This is a genomic window from Neisseria sp. P0021.S006, assembly GCF_051956895.1.
Genome location: NZ_JBQCWZ010001052.1, coordinates 1 through 516, shown reverse-complemented (window position 1 = coordinate 516; position 516 = coordinate 1). Strand labels below are relative to the sequence as shown.

Genomic DNA, 516 nt, shown 5'->3' with positions numbered 1-516 from the left:
TAATAAAAGTTATTTTCAAAATTAAAATACCAAACAGGCCATCTGAAACATAAAGTCAAAGTTTCAGACGGCCTGCCCTTTTCTTAAATAATCCAACGATATAACGCAATCATTACCGGCATGGTTACCACACAAAGCAAGGTCGTCAACCCATAAATCGCGCTGGCTTTTTGGGCATTTTTGCCGTAAACAACCGCCATTTGGGTAACCGTCGCTGCGGCAGGCGAAGTCGTTGCCAAAAAGCTGATTAAAACAACCGTATCCGCATGCGCATCATGATGGGCAAAACCGCAGGCTTTAACGGCGAAAAGCAATAATACCGGAATCAAAATCAGCCTTAAAAAAGCAACGAGATAAAGCCTCGGCGTCCACATAATCGAGCGTAACGGCAGAGAAGCCAAAAGCATGCCCGCCACCAACATGGCAACCGGGCCAATCATGCCGCCCACCGTCGCCAAAGTATTATCGACAATATGCGGCAGCTTGATTTGAAAGGTAAACATTAGCAGCCCGACC

1 protein-coding gene is annotated in these 516 nt (G+C 46.1%); it reads right to left on the bottom strand.

Annotated elements, in window-relative coordinates; translation table 11 throughout:
- Positions 1-83: 83 nt before the first annotated feature.
- A partial coding sequence (locus ACTHUM_RS18670; protein ID WP_440403777.1) for an AEC family transporter occupies positions 84-516 on the bottom strand: 433 nt, incomplete at its 5' end.